Genomic DNA, 15090 nt, shown 5'->3' on the forward strand with positions numbered 1-15090 from the left:
CGGGTCATACGCGCTAGTAACTCCGGGGTGGTGGGTCAGGTGGGGTTGGGGGCGGGGACGTCGAGCACCCAGGTGACGCCGAAGCGGTCGGTGAGCATCCCGTAGAGCAGCGCCCAGCCGGCCGGCGCCAGCGGCGCCTTCACCGTCGCGCCCTCGCAGAGGCCGTCCCAGTAGCGGCGGATCTCGTCCTCGTCCTGACCGCGGACGGAGACGAACACCGGGTCGACGCCGGCGTCGTGGTCCCGTGAGGCGGGCACGTCGTACGCCATGACGAGGAAACCGTCGTCGGAGCGGACCTCGCCCCACATGACCTGGTCGGCCTCGTCGGGGCGCTGGACGGCGTGCCCGTCGGCGTAGGTGACGGCGAGCAGGTGGCCGCCGAAGACCGACCGGTAGAACTCCAGCGCGTCCCGGGCCCGGCCGCGGAAGTTCAGGTGGACGGCGGTGGTGACACTCATGATCGGTCCCTCGTCTCGTGGTGCGTCGACCGCCCGGACGAGCGGTTCCGCAGGACCATCCCAGGGGAAGCGGTCAGGTTCTGGCCTCTTCCCGCGGCATGATGAACGGCATGAGCGGGACGTCGCAGCGGCTGCTGGCACTGCTGTCGCTGCTGCAGACGCGCCGCGACTGGCCCGGGCAGGTCCTCGCCGAGCGTCTCGAGGTCAGCCCCAGGACGGTGCGGCGCGACGTCGACCGGCTGCGCGACCTCGGGTACCCGATCACCGCGACCAAGGGCCCGGACGGCGGCTACCGGCTGGACGCCGGTGCCCACCTGCCCCCGCTGCTCTTCGACGACGAGCAGGCGGTCGCGCTGGCCATCGCCCTGCGGACGGCGGCGGGCGCGGGGGCAGGTGTCGGCGAGGCGGCGGCCCGGGCCCTGGTCACCGTGCGCCAGGTGATGCCCGCCCGGCTCCGGCTGCGCATCGACGCGCTGGAGGTCACCGCCGTCGGCACCGGCGACGGCCGGACGGCGGACGCCGACCCGGCCGTCCTCGTGGCCCTGACCGACGCCGTCCGGGCCCGGCGGGTCCTGCGTCTGGACCACGCCCGCGCAGGCGCCCCGCCCGCCGCCGACGGTGCGCCCCCGATACCGCCGCGCACGGTCGAGCCGCACCACGTCGTGAGCCGCCACGGCCGCTGGTACCTGCTCGCCTGGGACCTCGACCGGGCCGACTGGCGCACCTTCAGGGCCGACCGGGTCACGCCGCGGACCCCGGCCGGCGCCCGCTTCGAGCCCCGGCCGGTCCCGGGCGGCGACGTCGCAGCCTTCGTGACGGCGCTGTTCAAGGGGTCCCGCACGGGCGAGGACGCGTGGCCGTGCCGCGGGCGGGTCGTCCTGGACGCTCCGCCGTCCGCCGTCGCGCCGTACGTCGGCGACGCGACGGTGGAAGCGCTCGGCCCCGACCGCACCCTGCTCACGGCCGGGTCGTGGTCCTGGGCGGGCCTCGCCGCGTCGGTGGCCCGCTTCGACGTGGACTTCGAGGTCCTCGACCCGCCGGAGCTCCGGGACGCCGTGGCCGTCCTGGCCCGCCGGTTCGCGGCCGCCGCGGGCTGACCGCAGCCGCATCCGGCACCTACGTCCCGCACAGCCCGGCCACAGGCTCACCGTCGACGGTGAGGTCACGAACCTGAGCCGGTGCACCGAGGCACCGGCCGTCGAACGGAGGACCACAGTCGTGACTCTCACCAAGGTCGGCCGGGCCGCGGCGATCACCGCCACGGCGGGCGCCCTCGTCATCGGCGGCGCCGCCCTGGCCGCCAACGCAGCGACCGGGACCCCGTCGCCCGGCACCAGCACCGCAGCCCCCGGCGCCGAGGGCGGCAAGGGCGGCCCGATGGGCGGCCACAACCACACCGCGGTGACCGGCGACGAGCTGACCAAGGTCACCGCGGCCGTCAAGGCCAAGGACTCCGCCGTCACCGTGACGTCGGTCCAGAAGGACGAGGACGGCTCCTACGACGTCTTCGGCACCAAGGCCGGCAACCGGATCGCCTTCGAGGTGAGCAAGGACCTCAAGACCGTCACCGAGCGCCAAGGCGGCCCCGGCGGACGCGGCGGCAAGGGCGGCCCGATGGGCGGCCACAACCACACCCCGGTCACGGGCGACGAGCTCACCAAGGTCACCGCGGCCGTCAAGGCCAAGGACTCCGCCGTCACCGTGACGTCCGTCCTGAAGGACGAGGACGGCTCGTACGACGCCTTCGGCACCAAGGCCGGCAACCGGATCGGCCTCGAGGTGAGCAAGGACCTCAAGACCGTCACCGAGCGGACCCGTCCGGAGGGCGGCCGCGGCCCGGGTGCCCCGGACGGCCAGGCACCGGCCGGCGGCACGCAGGGCTCGACCGCCGCGCCGAGCAGCGCCGGCGCCTGACGCAGCACCCCGCTGGCGCGCAGGACGGGCCGGACCCGAAAGGTCCGGCCCGTCCTGCTGCCGGCCGGCGGCCGGAACCACGGGTACCCGGTCAGCCGGCGGCGTCCTCGGCACGCCGGCGCCGTTCGAGCCCGTCGAGCAGCAGGTCCAGGGCGAAGCCGAACTCCTCGTCGTCGTCGCAGCCGCCGAGCCCACCCTCGTGCGAGACGACGGCCGCGAGCTCGACGACATAGGGGTACGCCGTCGCCCAGCCGGCGTACCGGGCGGCCAGGGCCGCCGGGTCGCCCGGGACGGCGGGGGAGTCGTCGAAGAGGTCCTGGCTGAACCCGAGCACCCGGCTGCCGAGCACGTGAAGCGCGTGGTGGGCGAGCCGGACCGAGCAGCCGCCGCGGCGCAGTGCTCCGAGCACGCGGTCGATGTGTCGCAGGACGGCGGGTGAGGGGGTCTCCTGCTGACGGAGCACGTCGACCGCCCACGGGTGACCGAGCACGGTGCGGCGGGCGGCGAGCACGAGGGCGCGCAGCTCCTCCGTCCACGGGACGTCGCCCACCGGCGCGGTCGCGATCCCGGCCACCACCGACTCGACCATGCCGCCGAGCAGCGCGTCCTTGTCCTCCACGTGGTGGTAGACGGACATCGGGTTGACGCCGAGCTCCTCTCCGAGCCGGCGCATGCTCAGCCCCTCGAGACCGTCACGGTCGGCCAGGGCGATCGCCGCGGCGAGGATGGCGTCGCGGTTCAGCCGCGCCGTCGACCGGACGGCACGGTCGCTGTTCGGACGCCGAGGCACGGGCCGATCGTACGGGTCGGCGCATCTCGGGGGTACCCAGACATACGCTGTATGCGTACAGTGTATGTCTGGCGTCCGGGTCTCCGGTGCGCCCCGCCCCGCCCCGCCAGGAAGGAAGGATCCCCGTGGACCGCACCCGGAAGACCTCCGTCACGACAGGTGTGCTGCTCGTCGTCGCCACCGCTGCGGCCCTCGCGGCCGCGCAGGTGGTTCCCGGCCTCACCGGGACCGGCGAGGTCGCCGCGCTCGCCGACCACCCGCACCGGCTCGCCGCCGCGGCGACGCTCTACCTCGTGGCCGCCGGCACGAGCGCCGGCATCGCCGTCGCGCTCTACCCGGTGCTGCGGGGCGCCGGGCCGGCCGCCGCGCTCGGGGCGGTCGTCTTCAGGACCGTCGAGGCGGTCCTCTACACGGTCGCCGTCGTGGCCCTCATGGCACTGCTGCCGCTGGCCCGTCGGGTCGCCACCGCCCCCGAGGCCACGAGCGCGGCGCTGAGCGGCCTCGCCGACGTGCTCGTGGACGTCCGGGACCTCGCCACGCTCGCGGGCGTCTTCGCGTTCGGCACGGGCGCGCTGCTCTACTACGCCCTGCTCCACCGGGCGCGGCTGCTGCCCCGCTGGCTGTCGGGGTGGGGCCTGGCCGGCGCCGCGCTGATCCTCGTCGCCTGCCTGCTCTCGCTGTTCAGCGGGCGCCCCGTCACGGGCTACACGCTGCTCGTCCTGCCGGTCGCCGCGCAGGAGATGGTCCTCGCCGTCCGGCTGCTCGTCACGGGTTTCGACCGACCGGCCGAGGTCGCGGCCGGGGCCACGCCGGCCGCCCGGGGCTGAAGCGAGGTGCGGACCTCTACAGTTCCCCGCGTGAGCGGCGCAGCGACCGACCCTGACGAGACCCGCGACTGCTGGCACGCCCTGGCAGCCACGTCGGCGGTCTACTACGGCGACGTCGGCGACGCGGTTTCCGGTCGCGGGGAGCGCTGGTTCGCGGCCGTCTCCGGTCTGGCCCACTGCGAGCTCAACGTCTGCGGGCTGCTCCCCGGTGCGGACGCGGACGACGTGCACGCGGTTCTGCGCCACCTGCCGGGCGACCTGCCGTGCATCGTGTTCGTGTCCGAGCACGCGGCGCCCGCGGCCCGGACGCTGCTCGTGCAGCACGGCTTCGACCTCGGGGCCGAGGTCGAGCCGCTCATGGCCCTGCCCCGGCCGCCGCAGCCGCGCCCCGGACCGTTCACCGTCGATCCCCTCGACGAGGCCGAGGTGATCGCGCACGCGGTGCCGCTCATGGCCGAGGCGCACCACGTGCCCGTCGACCTCGTCGACCGCAACGTCCGCGCCGCGCTCGCGTCGGGCGCCGCGCAGGCGTGGATGGCCCGCGACGACGACGAGCCGCTGAGCGTCGTGTGGATCGTCAGGGCCGGTGACGCCCTGGCGGTCAAGGAGATGATGACGCCCCCGCGCCACCAGCGCCGCGGGGCCGGCGCCGCCGTCCTCACGACCGCGCTGGCGCGCTCCTGGGACGACGGCGTCCGGCGGGCCGTGCTGCTCTCCAGCGTCAACGGCACCCGGCTCTACGGTGCGACCGGCTTCGCCGTGGTCGACCGCTCGACGACCACCTTCCGCGGCGCGGAGCCCGGTCTGCTCGAGGCGCTCGGCCAGTCGGCGACCTGACCCGGGCGCGCGGCGGGGGCAGCCCTGCCCCTGGCCAGGTGGAACGCGGACACGGTGTTCCGCGTGCTAGGGGCGACCACCCCGACCGCTTGGAGAAGGCCATGACCTCGTCACCGACGACCCGACGGCTCACCGTCGCCGCGTGCGCCCTCGTGGCGGCCGCCGCCCTCACCGCGTGCGGCGGCGGCAGCGGCGCGCTGCCGGCCACCACGAGCGCACCCGCTGCTACGACCGCACCGGCAGCCGCAAAGCCGGCGGCCGACGCCGGCGCTCCGTCCCCGACCGACGCGACGGCCGCACCGGGCCGCAGCAAGCGCGCCTCCGTCGCGGCCGACCCGCAGTTGGTCAAGGTGCGTCGCGAGGCCGCGAAGATCGACCTCGACGCGCCGGGCACCCGCATCGAGCGCGTCGACTCCACGGACGCCGGGCCGCCCGGCTTCCTCGTCACGACGTGGATGGGCTCTGCCGCGGTGACCATCGAACTGTTCCGCGCCACGGAGGACATGCCCACCGCGTGCGCCGAGGGCGACCCGGGCTGCGTCGTCGAGGCGCAGGCGACCTCACCCAACTCGCTCTACTACAAGGCACGGCCGCACAGGAGGGGCGACGTCCTCTACTCGCTCGTCGACGTCCGGCTCTCGTACATGTCGCAGACCGGCGGCGCCTGGGCGGCCCGGGTCGAGGCCACCGGCCCGGACGACGACGCTTTCCCCGCTCAGGACGAACTGAGCACGACCGCCGTCTCGCTCGCGATGGTGCTCGTCGACCCCAAGGACGTCGGGGGCGACCACTGACGGCTGCACGGACACGCGAGAAGCCCCTGCCTGGTCCTCCAGGCAGGGGCTTCTCCGTTGCTGTGTCCGAGGGGGGACTTGAACCCCCATGCCCGTTAGGGCACTAGCACCTCAAGCTAGCGCGTCTGCCAATTCCGCCACCCGGACGAGTGGTCCCCGACACCCGTGGGTGCCGCGGCGGAGACAAAGTTAGCACGTCCCCGAGGGCACTCCGCACGCACATACCCGCGCCTGACGGGGCGCCTGTGACCCGGCTCCCGAGACACCCGCGCGGCGTCCGGAAACCTCCGGAACATCCGGAAACACCGGACGGGTAGCGTGGCCGCGGGCCCGCGCGTGGCCCGCCCGACGCCGTCCGAGGAGGTCCCGTGAGCGAGCAGAGCAGCGCCGTCCCCGAGCACGGGGTCGTCCCGGCGGCCGAGGACGAGGTCGTCGACATCTGCCGCGACCTCATCCGGATCGACACGTCGAACTACGGCGACGGGTCCGGCCCGGGGGAGCGCAAGGCCGCCGAGCACGTGGCCGCGCTGCTCGAGGAGGTCGGGCTCACGACCGAGATCGTCGAGTCCGCACCGGGGCGCGCCAGCGTCGTCACCCGCATCACCGGGGCGGACCCGACCCGGCCCGCGCTCGTCGTCCACGGGCACACCGACGTCGTCCCGGCCCGCGCCGAGGACTGGCGGGTCGACCCGTTCGCCGCCGAGGTCGAGGACGGCTGCGTCTGGGGCCGCGGCGCCGTCGACATGAAGGACATGGACGCGATGATCCTCGCGTCCGTCCGCGAGCTGGTCCGCTCCGGCCGCAGACCGCCGCGCGACCTCGTCGTCGCGTTCTTCGCCGACGAGGAGGCGGGCGGCACCTACGGCGCCCGGTACCTCGTCGACCACCGCCCGGACCTCTTCGAGGGCGCGACCGAGGCGGTCAGCGAGGTCGGCGGCTTCTCGACGACGATCGCCGGCCGGCGCGCCTACCTGCTCCAGACCGCGGAGAAGGGCCTGCTCTGGCTGCGCCTCGTCGCGCACGGCCGGGCCGGGCACGGCTCGCAGGTGAACACCGACAACGCGGTGACCCGGCTCTGCGAGGCGGTCGCCCGGATCGGCGCGCACCCGTGGCCGCTCGACATCACCCCGACCGTCCGGTCGTTCCTCGACGGCGTCGAGGAGATCACCGGCACCCCGCTGCCGGCCGACGACCCGGACGCGCTCGTCGCCGTCCTCGGCTCCACTGCGGCGTTCGTCGGCGCCACCCTGCGGAACACGTCGAACCCGACGCTGCTCGAGGCCGGGTACAAGCACAACGTCATCCCCGGTTCGGCGTCCGCGCTCGTCGACTGCCGGTTCATCCCCGGCCGCGAGGAGCAGCTGCTGGCGACCGTCCGCGAGCTGGCCGGCAGCGGCGTCGACGTGGAGACGGTGCACCGCGCGGTCTCCCTCGACACCCCGTTCAGCGGCGCCCTCGTCGACGCCATGGTCGGCGCGCTCGAGGCCGAGGACCCGGGCTGCGCCGTCCTGCCGTACTGCCTGTCCGGCGGCACCGACAACAAGTCGCTGAGCGACCTCGGCATCACCGGGTACGGCTTCGCGCCGCTGCGGCTGCCGCCCGAGCTCGACTTCGCCGGCATGTTCCACGGCGTCGACGAACGGGTCCCGCTCGACGCGCTGCGGTTCGGCGTCCGGGTGCTGCGCCGGTTCCTCGAGACGGCCTGACGTTCTCAGAACGGGTTGCCGGACGGCGGGTCAGGCCGGCTGCTCCCACAGCGGGGCCCGCTCGGCGAGCAGCCGGGCCACCGTGGCGAGGACGTCGTCGACGTGCGCGTCGGTGACCCGCAGGCTCAGCGCGACGAACCCGCGGCGGGCCAGGTACCAGCCGCGCTCGAGCAGGTCGAGGAAGAACAGCTCGGCGAGCCGGTCGTCCGCGGCGCCCGCGTCGGCGACGGTGCGCACCGGTCCGGCGGTGGCGTGGACCCCGACGATCGAGCCGCACCCGGTCGCGCAGAACGGGGCCCCGGCGGCCCGGAAGACCTGCTCCAGCCCGGTCCGGAGCCGGTCGCCGCGGTCGTTGAGCGCCTGCTGGACGGCGGGGGTCAGCACCCGGGTCAGCCCGGCCAGGCCGGCCGCCATCGACAGCACGTTGTTGTTGAAGGTGCCCGCGTGCGGCAGCGCGTGCCCGCTCGACGGGTCGAAGAGCGCCATGACGTCGGCCCGGCCGCCGAAGGCCCCGAACGACATGCCGCCGCCGACGTACTTGCCGAGCGTCGTCAGGTCGGGCCGGATGCCGAGCAGCGCCTGCAGGCCGCCCGGCGACAGCCGTGACGTCATCACCTCGTCGAAGACGAGCAGCGCGCCGTGCTCGTCGGCGAGGTCCCGCAGCCGCTGCAGGAACACCGGGTCGCCGGGGATGCAGCCGCCGGACCCGAGCATCGGCTCGACGAGGACGGCAGCGAGCCGGTCGCCGTGCTCGGCGAACAGCCGCTCGACGTCCTCGACGTCGTTGTAGGTGCCCAGGACGACCGGGTAGGGCGCGTTGACGGGGGACGGGCCGTGGGCGAAGGACAGCAGCCCGCCGTGGTAGGCGCCGTCGAAGACGAGCAGCGCCTCGCGCCCGGTGGCGGCCCGGGCGGCGGCGACCGCCATGAGGTTCGCCTCCGTGCCGGAGTTCGTGAACCGCACGCGGTCCATCGAGGCGAAGCGCCGGCACACCTCCGCGGCGAGCCCGGCCTCGTGGGTGTTGTGCGCCCCGAAGCTGATCCCGTCGGCGAGGGTCGCGGTGACCGTCTCGCGGATCACCGGGTCCGAGTGGCCGAACAGCCCCGCGGTGTACTCGCCGAGGAGGTCGACGTAGACGTGGCCGTCGACGTCCTCGAGGTAGCAGTCCCAGGCCCGGGCGGCGCGGAAGGGGAACGGGTCGAACCACAGCACGGTCCGGGTGTTCCCGCCGGGCAGCCAGCGGGCCGCCTCGGCCTGGGCGGCGGCACTGCGCGGCCGCGCCGCGACGTACCGGGCCCGCGCCTCGTCCAGGGCCTGGTCGAGAGCATCCATCGCGTCTCCTCGGGTCGCTCACCGGCGTGAGGCGGAGGCTATCCGTCCGTCCCCGGACGCGACAGGGCCGGGCTGTCGGACCCGACGGGCACGATCACCCCATGAGCGTGCAGATCTCCGCGGACGACGTCCGCCGCTTCTTCACCCTGCTCGAGGCGCGCGCCTGGCACGACCTACGCGCCCTCGTCGCCGACGACATGGTCTACGAGGTCCCGCAGACCCGGGAGCGGATCCGTGGCGCCGCCGCGTGGCTGCAGTTCTGCGTCGACTTCCCCGGGGAGTGGCACCTCGCCGTCGACCGGGTGGTCCTCGACCCGGTCGAGCGGGAGGCCGCGGTCGTCGTCGCCGCATCGCTGGACGGCACCCCGCTGCCGAACCTGGCCTTCCTGCGGTTCGACGACGCGGGCCTGGTGACCCGGCTCGAGGACTGGTGGCCCGAGCCGTACGCGCCGCCGTCGCGCGGGACGGCGGCCGTCGAGCGCTACTGACGGCCGTCGGGGTCGGTCGCGAGCCGCGACCTCCTGGCGCCGTAGAGGAAGTAGACGACGATGCCGATCGCCATCCAGATCCCGAACCGTTCCCAGGTCAGCGCCGGGAGGTTGAGCATGAGGTAGACCGAGGCGAGCACCGCCAGGATCGGCACGAGTGGCACGAGCGGCGTCCGGAAGGCGCGGGGCAGGTCAGGGCGGGTCCGGCGCAGCACGACGACGCCGACCGACACGAGGACGAACGCGAAGAGCGTGCCGATGTTCACGAGCTCGGCGAGCTCTCCGAGCGGCACGAGCGCCGAGATCACCGCGACGACGACACCGGTGACCACGGAGACCCGCACCGGCGTACCCGTGCGCGGGCTCACCCGGGAGAACACCGGTGGCAGCAGCCGGTCCCGGCTCATCGCGAAGAAGACCCGGGACTGGCCGAGCATGAGGATCATCATGACCGTCGTCAGGCCTGCGAGGGCACCGACCGAGATGACGGTCGCGAAGCCAGGCCGCCCCACGGAGCGGAACGCCTCGGCCAGCGGCGCGGCGACCGACACCTGGTCGTACTTGACCATCCCGACGACGACGAGCGACACGGCGACGTAGAGCACGGTGCAGATCGCGAGCGACCCGAGGATGCCGCGCGGCATGTCCCGCTGCGGGTTCCTCGTCTCCTCGGCGGCCGTCGCGACGATGTCGAAACCGATGAACGCGAAGAACACCAGAGCGGCCCCGGTGAAGATGCCGGCGACCCCGAAGGCGCCGGGCGCGAACCCGAGGTCCTGCAGCAGCGAGGGCGCCGCCTCGGCGCCCTCCGCCGTCCGGGAACCCGAGGGCGGGACGAAGGGCGAGTAGTTCGAGGCCTTGACGAAGAACAGCCCGGCGATGATGACGAACAGCACGATCGCCACCTTGACCGCCACGATGACGGTGTTGAGCCGCGCCGACACCTTGATGCCCAGGCAGATCACCCCGGTGAGCACGAGGACTACGGCGGCGGCGACGAGGTTCGGCGACGAGAGCGTCGGCTCCTCGCTGTACAGCCCCTTCGGGATCGTCACACCGATGGTCCTCATGACGTCCGCGAAGTACTGCGACCACCCGACAGCCACTGTGCTCGCCCCGAGCGCCAGCTCGAGGATGAGGTCCCACCCGATGACCCACGCGACGAGCTCACCGAGCGTCGCGTAGGAGAACGTGTAGGCGGAGCCGGCGACCGGCACCGTCGACGCGAACTCGGCGTAGCAGAGCGCGGCGAGGGCGCACGTGACGCCCGCCACGACGAAGGAGATCGCCACGGCGGGCCCGGCCTGCACGCCGGCGGCCTTCCCGGTGAGGACGAAGATGCCCGTCCCGATGACGACCCCGACCCCGAACACGGTGAGGTCGAGCGCGGACAGCTCCCGCCGGAGCCGGTGCCCCGGCTCGTCGGTCTCCGCGACCGACCGCTCGACCGACTTCGTACGCAGCACGTTCATCCGGACCCCCGGCGCCTCGACCGATGATCCCGGCCACTACCCCGGCGCGGCCGTCTCACACCCGGGGAACCGCGGGACCTCAGTCGTCGGCGAGGACGTGGCGGAGGTAGCGCTGCGGGGCCTCGAGGAAGCGTCGGTAGTGCTCGACGAGCGCGAGGTCCTCCCAGGCCACCTCGTGGTAGCCGTCCTCGTCGAGCTGGAGGATCGTCGCGCCCGGGACGGCCGCGACGACGGGGGAGTGCGTCGCGAGGACGACCTGGGACCGGCCGGACGCGGCGAGGTCGGCGAGCAGGCCGACGAGACCGAGGCAGGCGCTGAACGACAGCGCCGACTCCGGCTCGTCGAGGACGTAGAGGCCGGGGGAGCGGAACTTGCGGGCCAGGATCTCGGCGAACGACTCGCCGTGGCTCATCTCGTGCAGGTCGTCGTCCGGGTTGTCGCCGAGGGTCTCGAGGTTCTCCAGGTACGTGTAGAGCCCGTGCATCGTCTCGGCCCGCAGGAAGAACCCCCACTTCGAGGCCGTGAGACCGCGCGAGACCCGCAGCGCCTCGTGGAGCGCGGACTCGCTCCTACGACTGGAGTGCATCGCGTTCGTCGAGCCGCCCTCGGGGTTGAGGCCGTAGGCCGCCGCGACCGCCTCGACCAGGGTCGACTTCCCCGAGCCGTTCTCCCCCACGAGCACCGTGACCGGGCCCAGGTCCAGGCCCTCGGTGAGCAGCTGGTCCACGGCGGGGACCGACCGCGGCCAGGTGCCGCGGGGCAGGTCCACGCCGTCCGCCGCCTCGACCCGGCGCACCGGCAGGGCGTGCCGGGACGGCTCCCGACGCCGCGCCACGCCGGTCAGGCCGTCCGGACCACGCGGATGATCTTCCGCCGGAGCCAGATCCGGCGCGCCCCACCCATGTACAGCCGGACGCGGGCCAGCTCCCAGTGCCCGTACTCGGCATGCTCGGCGATCACGCGGCGTGCCTCGGCACGCGACATGCCCCGCGGGATGGTCAGCAACCGGTACTCGTAGTCACCGGCGCCCGCGGGCAGGTCGCCGGGTGGCGGGGGCACCGGGACCGGCAGAGATTCGCTCATCACTCCAATGTCACCACGAACCGCTACGGTCGTGCCATGACGACCGACCCTCGCGCTGCGCTCGACCGCCTCGTCGCGGCACTCGAGGCTCATCTCACGGCGGCGAGCCGGCGCTCCGGCGAGGCCGACCCGGCCGTCGTCGCGGCCTACCAGACGCTCGCGGACGCGTTCGAGACCTACGACGACGCGCTCTACAGCAACTTCGACGAGGTCACCCCGTTCGTCCTCTACGACGAGGCGGACGAGGACGACGAGGACGACGACGAGGACGACGACCTCGACNCGAGGACGACGACGAGGACGACGACGACCTCGAGGACATCGACGTCATCGACAACACCGGGTCGGTCGACCTCGCCGAGATCGACGCGGCGGCCGCCCGGGGCGACGGCTAGAAGCCAGGGGCGGCGGATGTCGCGACCGGGGGTGCGGCGACCAGGTGCGGGCGGCCGGGCTGTGCGTGCCGTCGCGCTGCTCGTGCTTGCGCTGACCGGCGTCACGGCGTGCGGGGACGGCGTACCGTCCGACGGTGCGCCGCCTTCCGGCAGCCCGACGGCTCCTGCGGCGTCCGGTACCCCGACGGCCGCTACCTCCACGACCAGGCCTCCGGCGGCCGAGGACGACACACCCTCCGCGCAGACGGTCACCCTGCCGCCGGCCCCGACCGACGCGGACGTCACACGGTCGCCGACCGCGGGCCCGGGCGTGCGGTGCGGGGACTTCATGCACGTCGGACCGCAGGGGTACGCACCGCGCTTCCACGAGAAGGCGACCGCGGTCCCGGTGATCCTCACCGAGACGCGGCGTCCGGAGCAGTGGGCGCAGGTCCGGTCGCTGCTCGAAGCGGTCTCGCAGGCCGCCGGAGGTCCGTCGCCGGTCCGCTTCGACTACTACGAGGGCCGCACCTACCAGGGCAACCAGCCCCGTGACTTCCTTCTCGAGGACACCGACGGCTACGTCCGTTGGGTCCTGCTCTTCGCGGACAGCCGGACCTTCACGGACCCCGACCACAGCCTGGCCATCCTGTTCCGCAACGGCGAGGGGCCCCTCGACTACCGGGTCCTCCCGGCCTCGGTCCCCGAGGTGATCCGGCGGTACGACCTGAGCCACTCCGACAACCACGGGCGCACGACCATGCCGTCGGCGTGCGACTTCGCGGCGCGTGCCGGCGACGACCTCGTCTACGGGAACTGAGCCCGCGCCCTCCGGACGACCTCAGAACCGCTCGGGGTACCCGATCTGCGGCGCCGAGACCTCGGCGAGCGCGAGCCGGATCTCCGGCGGCAGCTCGACGGCCTCGCTCGCGAGCGAGGCCCGCAGCTGGGACGCCGTCCGCGCCCCGACGAGCGCCGAGGCGACACCGGGGGTGTCCCGGACCCAGGCGAGCGCGACCTCCGTCGCGGAGCACCCGAGCCCGTCCGCGGCGGTGGCGACCGCGTCGACGACCCGGCGGGACGCGCCGTCCAGGTACACCCCGACGAACCCCGACAGGTGCGGCGACGCGGCGCGCGAGTCCGCGGGCGTCCCGGTGCGGTACTTGCCGGTGAGCACCCCGCGCCCGAGCGGGGACCACGCGAGCACCCCGAGCCCGAGCGCCTCGGCCGCCGGCAGCACCTCGCGCTCGACCCCGCGCTGCACGAGCGAGAACTCCACCTCGGCGGCGACCGCACCGGCCCCGCCGAGACCGCCGGCCCCGGCTGCCTCGAGGAGCGTCGCGGCCCGGGCGGTCTGCCAGCCGCAGTAGTTCGCGAACCCGACGTAACGGGCCCGGCCGGTCCGCAGGGCGTGCTCGAGGGCCGACATCGTCTCCTCGAGCGGCACGTCCTCGTGCCACGCCTGGGCGAGCCACAGGTCGACGTGGTCGGTACGCAGCCGGCGCAGCGAACCGTCGAGCGCGGCGAGCATCGTCCGCCGCGACGTGTCGACCTCCTGCACACCGTGCCGCCGGACGACGCCTGCCTTCGTGCACACGATGACGTCCTCGCGGGGCACGAGCGTGCCCAGCAGGGACCCCAGGACCGTCTCGGACGCGCCGTCGCCGTAGGACGCCGCCGTGTCGACGAGGGTCCCGCCCGCGTCCGCGAACTCCCTCAGCTGGTCGGCGGCCTCGTGCTCGTCGGTGTCGCGCCCCCAGGTCAGCGTCCCGAGCCCGAGCCGGCTGACCAGGAGGCCGCTGCGTCCGACTGCTCGCTGCTCCACGATGGTCAACGTAGAGCAATCATCCGCGCCGCTCCGGTATCTCGGGGGACACGACGGTGGCACCGCACAATGCCGGGGAGGCGCCTCGGCGGCAGGTGACCCGCCGGTAGGGTCGGACGCATGCGCCTCGGAATCAACCTCGGCTACTGGGGTATGGGCAACGACGCCGACAACCTCGCGCTCGCCCGCGAGGCCGACCGCCTCGGCTACGCCGTCGCCTGGGTCGCCGAGGCGTACGGCTCTGACGCCGCGACGATCCTGTCGTGGATCGCCGCGCAGACCGAGCGCATCGACATCGGCTCGGCGGTCTTCCAGATCCCGGCGCGCACCCCGGCGATGACCGCGATGACCGCGGGCACCCTCGACACCCTGTCCGGCGGCCGGTTCCGGCTCGGGCTCGGCGTGAGCGGCCCGCAGGTCTCCGAGGGCTGGCACGGCGTCCGGTTCGACGCCCCGCTCGGGCGCACCCGGGAGTACGTCGACATCGTCCGGATGGCGCTGCGCCGCGACAAGGTCGAGTACGCGGGCCAGCACTACACGCTTCCGCTGCCCGACGGCCCCGGCAAGGCGCTGCGGCTGACGATCCACCCGGTCCGCGAGCAGATCCCGGTCTACCTCGCCGCCGTCGGCCCGAAGAACCTCGAGCTCACCGGTGAGCTCGCCGAGGGCTGGCTCGCCATCTTCTTCTCGCCCGAGCACGCCGAGGTCTCCCTCGAGCCGCTGCGGGCCGGCCGGGTCAAGGCCGGCAAGGGCACCCCGGAGAACCCGCTCGCCGGCTTCGACGTCGTCCCGACCGTCCCGGTCGCGATCACGGACGACGTGTCGTCGGCGGCCGACCGCCTGCGCGGCTACGCGGCGCTCTACACCGGCGGCATGGGCAGCCGCGACAAGAACTTCTACAACGCGCTCATGCGCCGGATGGGCTTCGAGGACGCGGCCGTGAAGGTCCAGGACCTCTACCTCGCCAAGCAGCACCGGGACGCCGCCGCCGCCGTCCCGGAGGAGTTCATCGACGCCACGAGCCTGCTCGGGCCCAAGGAGCGCGTCCGCGACCGGATGGTCGCGTTCGCCGAGGCCGGCGTGACGACCCTGACGATCAGCCCCGCAGCCCTGAACCTGGAGGACCGCGTGTCCATGCTCCGTGACGTCGCCGAGGCGCTCGAGGCCGCCGGGCTCGCCGAGTGAGCACC

17 protein-coding genes and 1 tRNA gene are annotated in these 15090 nt (G+C 74.0%); 10 read left to right on the top strand and 8 right to left on the bottom strand.

The features are described from left to right. Positions 1–35: 35 nt before the first annotated feature. A complete protein-coding gene (locus EDJALFJO_RS28780) occupies positions 36–458 on the bottom strand; it encodes a VOC family protein (protein ID WP_088289767.1) in 423 nt (140 codons plus the stop codon). Between the two features lie 110 nt (positions 459–568). On the opposite strand from EDJALFJO_RS28780, the gene EDJALFJO_RS28785 reads away from it, so the two are divergent. Further along, positions 569–1555, top strand: a complete 987-nt coding sequence (locus EDJALFJO_RS28785; RefSeq protein WP_088289797.1) for a YafY family protein — start codon at positions 569–571, stop codon at positions 1553–1555. Positions 1556–1676: 121 nt separating this feature from the next. Next, positions 1677–2372 (top strand): hypothetical protein, encoded by a 696-nt coding sequence (locus EDJALFJO_RS35210; protein WP_198950738.1) that lies wholly within the window; start codon positions 1677–1679, stop codon positions 2370–2372. 91 nt (positions 2373–2463) lie between these two features. On the opposite strand, the gene EDJALFJO_RS28795 is transcribed toward EDJALFJO_RS35210, so the two are convergent. After that, positions 2464–3162: a TetR/AcrR family transcriptional regulator gene (locus EDJALFJO_RS28795; RefSeq protein ID WP_198950739.1), complete on the bottom strand. Its 699-nt coding sequence runs from the start codon at positions 3160–3162 to the stop codon at positions 2464–2466. Positions 3163–3287: 125 nt separating this feature from the next. Between EDJALFJO_RS28795 and EDJALFJO_RS28800 the strand changes: the two genes are divergently transcribed. The 3 genes from EDJALFJO_RS28800 to EDJALFJO_RS28810 all read left to right on the top strand — a co-directional run bounded on the left by EDJALFJO_RS28800 (position 3288) and on the right by EDJALFJO_RS28810 (position 5620). Next, positions 3288–3989 (top strand): DUF4386 domain-containing protein, encoded by a 702-nt coding sequence (locus EDJALFJO_RS28800; protein WP_158220603.1) that lies wholly within the window; start codon positions 3288–3290, stop codon positions 3987–3989. A gap of 30 nt (positions 3990–4019) precedes the next feature. After that, positions 4020–4826, top strand: coding sequence for a GNAT family N-acetyltransferase (locus EDJALFJO_RS28805; protein WP_088289769.1), 807 nt, complete (start codon positions 4020–4022; stop codon positions 4824–4826). Between the two features lie 101 nt (positions 4827–4927). After that, positions 4928–5620: a hypothetical protein gene (locus tag EDJALFJO_RS28810; RefSeq protein ID WP_088289770.1), complete on the top strand. Its 693-nt coding sequence runs from the start codon at positions 4928–4930 to the stop codon at positions 5618–5620. Positions 5621–5683: 63 nt separating this feature from the next. On the opposite strand, the gene EDJALFJO_RS28815 is transcribed toward EDJALFJO_RS28810, so the two are convergent. Continuing rightward, positions 5684–5767, bottom strand: a tRNA-Leu gene (locus tag EDJALFJO_RS28815). Between the two features lie 221 nt (positions 5768–5988). Between EDJALFJO_RS28815 and EDJALFJO_RS28820 the strand changes: the two genes are divergently transcribed. Further along, on the top strand, positions 5989–7326 hold the full coding sequence (locus EDJALFJO_RS28820) for a M20/M25/M40 family metallo-hydrolase (RefSeq protein WP_088289771.1): 1338 nt from the start codon (positions 5989–5991) through the stop codon (positions 7324–7326). A gap of 30 nt (positions 7327–7356) precedes the next feature. On the opposite strand, the gene EDJALFJO_RS28825 is transcribed toward EDJALFJO_RS28820, so the two are convergent. Then, positions 7357–8658: an aspartate aminotransferase family protein gene (locus EDJALFJO_RS28825; RefSeq protein WP_088289772.1), complete on the bottom strand. Its 1302-nt coding sequence runs from the start codon at positions 8656–8658 to the stop codon at positions 7357–7359. Positions 8659–8759: 101 nt separating this feature from the next. On the opposite strand from EDJALFJO_RS28825, the gene EDJALFJO_RS28830 reads away from it, so the two are divergent. Further along, positions 8760–9146, top strand: coding sequence for a nuclear transport factor 2 family protein (locus EDJALFJO_RS28830; RefSeq protein WP_088289773.1), 387 nt, complete (start codon positions 8760–8762; stop codon positions 9144–9146). Here EDJALFJO_RS28830 and EDJALFJO_RS28835 read toward each other — a convergent pair. The 3 genes from EDJALFJO_RS28835 to EDJALFJO_RS28845 form a co-directional block, all read right to left on the bottom strand. Next, complete coding sequence (locus tag EDJALFJO_RS28835) at positions 9140–10618, bottom strand: amino acid permease (protein WP_088289774.1); 1479 nt, start codon at positions 10616–10618, stop codon at positions 9140–9142. The genes EDJALFJO_RS28830 and EDJALFJO_RS28835 overlap by 7 nt on opposite strands. A gap of 79 nt (positions 10619–10697) precedes the next feature. Then, positions 10698–11453: an AAA family ATPase gene (locus tag EDJALFJO_RS28840; protein ID WP_233150102.1), complete on the bottom strand. Its 756-nt coding sequence runs from the start codon at positions 11451–11453 to the stop codon at positions 10698–10700. 5 nt (positions 11454–11458) lie between these two features. After that, the gene (locus EDJALFJO_RS28845; protein ID WP_088289799.1) at positions 11459–11701 is read right to left on the bottom strand and encodes a DUF5703 family protein; all 243 of its coding nucleotides are present in this window, start codon (positions 11699–11701) and stop codon (positions 11459–11461) included. Positions 11702–11737: 36 nt separating this feature from the next. Here EDJALFJO_RS28845 and EDJALFJO_RS28850 point away from each other — a divergent pair. Together EDJALFJO_RS28850 and EDJALFJO_RS33805 are read left to right on the top strand one after the other, a co-directional pair. Beyond that, positions 11738–11983, top strand: a 246-nt coding sequence (locus EDJALFJO_RS28850; RefSeq protein ID WP_233150103.1) for a primosomal protein, incomplete at its 3' end; no start/stop codon positions are given. Positions 11984–12424: 441 nt separating this feature from the next. Then, positions 12425–12895: a hypothetical protein gene (locus tag EDJALFJO_RS33805; protein WP_143448849.1), complete on the top strand. Its 471-nt coding sequence runs from the start codon at positions 12425–12427 to the stop codon at positions 12893–12895. Between the two features lie 21 nt (positions 12896–12916). Here the strand turns inward: EDJALFJO_RS33805 and EDJALFJO_RS28860 are convergent, their stop codons facing one another. Then, a complete protein-coding gene (locus tag EDJALFJO_RS28860) occupies positions 12917–13900 on the bottom strand; it encodes an aldo/keto reductase (RefSeq protein ID WP_088289776.1) in 984 nt (327 codons plus the stop codon). 120 nt (positions 13901–14020) lie between these two features. Between EDJALFJO_RS28860 and EDJALFJO_RS28865 the strand changes: the two genes are divergently transcribed. After that, complete coding sequence (locus EDJALFJO_RS28865) at positions 14021–15085, top strand: LLM class F420-dependent oxidoreductase (RefSeq protein WP_088289777.1); 1065 nt, start codon at positions 14021–14023, stop codon at positions 15083–15085. The last annotated feature ends 5 nt before the right edge of the window (positions 15086–15090 follow it).

This window comes from Kineosporia sp. A_224 (assembly GCF_002198655.1).
Classification (GTDB): domain Bacteria; phylum Actinomycetota; class Actinomycetes; order Actinomycetales; family Kineosporiaceae; genus R-H-3.